This window comes from uncultured Microbacterium sp. (assembly GCF_963521695.1).
Classification (GTDB): Bacteria; Actinomycetota; Actinomycetes; order Actinomycetales; family Microbacteriaceae; genus Microbacterium.
Genome location: NZ_CAUQWC010000263.1, coordinates 1 through 4,163, shown reverse-complemented (window position 1 = coordinate 4,163; position 4,163 = coordinate 1). Strand labels below are relative to the sequence as shown.

At 70.9% G+C, this 4,163-nt stretch carries 3 protein-coding genes; all 3 read left to right on the top strand.

The genetic code is table 11. From position 1 onward, the window contains the following. The coding region (locus RWP81_RS14815) for a Gfo/Idh/MocA family oxidoreductase (protein WP_314457364.1) at positions 1-971 on the top strand (971 nt) is incomplete at its 5' end. Positions 972-1,012: 41 nt separating this feature from the next. Continuing rightward, on the top strand, positions 1,013-2,206 hold the full coding sequence (gene chrA, locus RWP81_RS14810) for a chromate efflux transporter (protein WP_314457362.1): 1,194 nt from the start codon (positions 1,013-1,015) through the stop codon (positions 2,204-2,206). 295 nt (positions 2,207-2,501) lie between these two features. Further along, positions 2,502-4,085 carry an AMP-binding protein gene (locus RWP81_RS14805; protein WP_314457360.1) on the top strand — a complete coding sequence of 528 codons (1,584 nt, stop codon included), beginning with the start codon at positions 2,502-2,504 and terminating at the stop codon, positions 4,083-4,085. Positions 4,086-4,163: the final 78 nt, after the last annotated feature.

The following is a 4,163-nucleotide window of genomic DNA, read 5'->3' as shown; positions in this document are numbered from 1 at the left end:
GGCAGGATGAGGGGATGATCCGCATCGGCATCGTCGGCACCAGCTCCATCTCCGAGCGCTTCGCGGAAGCGGTCGCCATCGTCGAGGGCATCGGGGTGTCGCGCGTCGCCTCGCGCGACGCGGAGCGCGCCGGCTCGTTCGCCGACCGCGTGGGAGCCCCCGGGGTCGCCGTCGGGCTCGACGATCTGCTCGCAGCTCCCGACGTCGACGCCGTCTACCTCGCCAGCCCCAACGCGGTGCACGCCGCGCAGATCACCTCGGCGGTGGATGCCGGCATCCCGGTTCTCGTGGAGAAGCCGGCGGTGCTGAGGGCGGGGGAGTGGGATGCCGCTGTCGCGCACGCCCGCCGTTGCGGTGTCGTGCTGCTCGAGGCCATGCGCACGGCCTACGACCCGGGTCTGTCCGCCGTCCGCGCGGCTCTCCCCGCCCTCGGAACCGTCCGGCGCGTCTCGCTGCGGTACGAGAAGCGCTCGGCGCGCTACGACGAGGTGCTCGCCGGTCGGCAGACGAACATCTTCGACCCCGAGCTGGGCGGGAGCGCGCTCCGCGACCTCGGCGTGTATCCGCTGCACGCCCTCGTGCGACTCTTCGGCGAGCCCGGCGCCGTGCACGGTGTGCGCGTGGGAATCGCGTCGGGAACCGACGGCGTGGGTAGTGCCCTGGCCTCGTACGACGGCTTCGTCGCCGACGTGGCGTGGTCGAAGATCACCGACACGAGCTTGCAGAGCGAGATCCAGGGAGAGGACGCGTCGCTGCTCATCGACGCGATCGACGCGCCGCGACGGCTCGTCCTCACTCCGCGGGGCGGCGTGTCGAGTGTGATCACGGTGCCGGCCGACGACAACCCGATGGTCGGGGAGGTGCGGCGTTTCGTCGACGCCGTCGAGGGGGCCGACATCACGAACGATCAGGACTGCACGGCGACGACGCTGCGCATGATCGACGCCCTGCTCGACCGCCCCCTCGTCTGACGGTTCACCCGTCGTTTCCCCCGCTGAGGGAGGATGCCAGGATGCAGACAGCGTCCCGCGCCGGGGAGGTGTTCCTCGCGTTCCTCCGGCTCGGGCTGACCTCGTTCGGCGGGCCCATCGCGCATCTGGGGTATTTCCGCGACGACCTCGTCGTGCGGCGGAAGTGGATGGACGACCGCGCGTACGCCGATCTGGTCGCGCTCTGCCAGTTCCTGCCGGGACCGGCGTCGAGCCAGGTGGGCTTCGCGATGGGACTCCAGCGGGCGGGGGTGGTCGGTGCGCTCGCGGCCTTCGCCGCCTTCACCCTGCCGTCCGCGGTGGTGCTCGTGGCGTTCGCGAGCGGCGCTGCCGCGATCGGCGGCACCGTGGGGGAGGGGGTCCTCGACGGACTCAAGGTCGTCGCCGTCGCGATCGTCGCGCACGCCGTGTGGGGCATGGCGAAGACGCTCACTCCCGATGCGCCACGCGCGGGCATCGGGGTCGCGGCCCTCGCCCTCGCTCTCCTCCTCCCCGCGGCTCCGGGCCAGCTCGCCGCCCTGGCGGTCGGGGTGGTGGCGGGGCTCGTCCTCCTGCGGGGTAGCAACCCTGCTGCCGCGGCGACGCTGCCGTCGTTCGGCGTGCGCCGGGGCGTCGCCGTCACCTGCCTCGTGCTGTTCGTGGCGGGACTGGTCGCTCTGCCGGTGCTCGCGACGCTCACGGGGTCGGGTGGCGTCTCTCTGATAGACGCCTTCTACCGCGCGGGGGCGCTGGTGTTCGGCGGCGGGCACGTCGCCCTTCCTCTGCTGCAGGCCGGTGTCGTGGAGACCGGGTGGGTCTCACCCGAGTCCTTCCTGGCGGGCTACGGCGCCGCGCAAGCGGTTCCCGGACCGCTGTTCACGTTCGCGGCGTACCTCGGGGCCGTTTCGACCGTCGGGCCGGGCGGCATCCCGGGTGCGGCCCTCGCCCTCGGGGCGATCTTCCTCCCCGGTTTCCTCATCCTCGTCGGCGTGCTGCCGTTCTGGGATGCCGTGCGCACACGTCCGCGCGTGCGGGCGGCGATGAGCGGTGCGAACGCCGCCGTCGTCGGCATCCTGGGCGCGGCGCTGTACACGCCCGTCTTCACCACGGCGATCACCGGCCCGGGGCCCCTCGTGCTCGCGGTGGTGGGCTTCGTGCTGCTCACCGCGTTCAAGGTTCCGGCGTGGGCGGTCGTGCTGGTGGGCGCCGCGGGCGGGATCGTGCTGGCGTTCGTGTGAGCGGTCGCGTCCTCGCGGTGCGCGCGAGCACTCCGTCGGGGTCGCGGCGCGCATGGCGCAGACGACGCTGCGTGCACAACGCAGGAGATGTGGGCGCCGCCTCCGAGCCATCCGCGGAATTCCGAGGGCCGCTGCAGGCGGCGCCGACGTTCTTCCTGCGTTGTGCACCGCCGCTCCGTGAACCTCGGTACCTCCCGGCATCCTGAGACTCGTCTCCACGAAGCGTGACACCGGGTACCGGCGGTGCCAGGATGAGCGCACGGCGACGACGCCGGTGTTTTCGAGGGAGAGAACCGTGTTCCACAGCCCCCACCCGCCCGTCGAGATCCCCGATCAGAGCATCTACGACTATCTGTTCGGCTCACTCGACGACGACGACCTCGATCGGGTGGCCCTGGTGGACCCGGCCAGCGGAGCCGAGACCACCTATCGTGCCCTGCGCGCCCAGGTCGACGCATTCGCGGGAGCGCTCGCCGCCCGCGGTGTCGGCACCGACACCGTCGTCGCGATGCTGTGCCCGAACGTGCCCGCGTTCGCGACCGTGTTCCACGGCATCCTGAGGCTCGGGGCGGCCATCACCACGATCAACTCCCTCTACACCGCGCACGAGATCGAGAACCAGCTCCGGGATGCCGAAGCCACCTGGCTCGTGACCGTGTCGCCGCTGCTGCCGCCGGCGTTGGAGGCCGCGCGAGCGGTCGGCATCCCCGATGACCGGATCATCGTGCTCGACGGCGCCGAGGGTCACCCCGACCTGCGCGCGCTGCTGAGCGAGCAGCGGACGCCGCCCGAGGTCACCATCGACCCGGCCACGCACGTCGCCGTGCTGCCCTACTCGTCGGGTACCACGGGGGTGCCCAAGGGCGTGATGCTCTCGCACCGCAACCTCGTGGCGAACGTCCACCAGTGTCGTCCGGTGATCGAGATCGGCCCCGACGATCGTGTGCTCGCCGTGCTGCCGTTCTTCCACATCTACGGCATGACGGTGCTGCTCAACCTGGCACTCCGCCAGCGCGCGACCCTCGTCACGATGCCGCGGTTCGACCTGATGGAGTTCCTGCGCGTCATCCAGGACCACCGCTGCACGTTCCTCTTCATCGCCCCGCCCATCGCGGTCGCTCTGGCCAAACATCCCGCCGTCGAGCAGTTCGACCTCTCGAGCGTGCACAGCGTGTTCTCGGGCGCGGCCCCGCTCGACGGCGAGACGGCAGAGACCGCGGGCCGGCGCATCGGCGCGCGCTTCTTCCAGGGGTACGGCATGAGCGAGCTGAGTCCGGTGTCGCACGCCATCCCCGCCGAGGGAGGGATGCCGGTGAGCTCGGTCGGCGTGCTCATCCCGAACTGCGACGCCAAGCTCGTCGACCCCGAGACCGGTGCCGAGCTCGAGGAGCACGGCGACGACGGCTTGACCGCACCGGGGGAGATCTGGGTGCGCGGACCGAACGTCATGCTCGGCTACCTCAACCGCCCCGATGCGACGGCCGAGACGCTCGATGCCGACGGGTTCCTGCACACCGGTGACATCGGCGTGCACCACGTCGACGGGTACTTCACGATCGTCGACCGGCTCAAGGAGCTCATCAAGTACCACGGCTACCAGATCGCCCCGGCCGAGCTCGAAGCCCTGCTGCTGTCGCACCCGAAGATCCAGGATGCCGCGGTCATCGGCATCCGCGGCGACGACGGCGAGGAGATCCCCAAGGCGTTCGTCGTAGCGGCTCCGGATGCCGGCCTCTCGGCCGACGACGTGATGACGTTCGTGGCCGAGAACGTCGCCCCGCACAAGAAGGTGCGCCGCGTGGAGTTCATCGACGTCATCCCGAAGTCGACGTCGGGCAAGATCCTGCGGAAGGACCTGCGGGCGCGCGAGACCGTCTGACAACTTCAGGCGTCGCGCCTAGACTCGGGACATGGTCTTGCATCGGAATCACAGACCTGTTGCCCCCATCCTCCTGAG